Source organism: Shewanella sp. AS16, from assembly GCF_021412365.1.
Taxonomy (GTDB): Bacteria; Pseudomonadota; Gammaproteobacteria; order Enterobacterales; family Shewanellaceae; genus Shewanella; species Shewanella salipaludis.
Genome location: NZ_JAKCLK010000188.1, coordinates 1 through 302 on the forward strand (window position 1 = coordinate 1; position 302 = coordinate 302).

General features: G+C 59.6%; 1 protein-coding gene. It reads right to left on the reverse strand.

From position 1 onward, the window contains the following. Window positions 1-302 (reverse strand): AIDA repeat-containing protein (locus tag LZP73_RS19925; RefSeq protein ID WP_234236644.1); only part of this gene is annotated, 302 nt, incomplete at both ends.

Below are 302 nucleotides of genomic sequence, written 5' to 3' on the forward strand. Positions count from 1 at the left end.
TCGCTCCGGGTACCACTGACAGCGGCACCGGAATCGGCCAGCAGTACACCGCCATTCCCCATGGATACGGTGGTGGCGGCACCACCGTTGCGGATATCCAGCGTTCCGCCATCATCCACACGGGTATTAGTGGCTGTGTGTCCGCTCAGCACATCCAGACGTCCGCCATTTTCCAGTACGACATTATCAGCCTTACCCGCCACAACGGAGAATGCTCCCAGGCGGTTTGTGCCGGTGACGGTTGCAGCTGTACTGGTAACCAGTGCACCGCCCGTGTTCTGGGTGACATCAGACGCTTTACC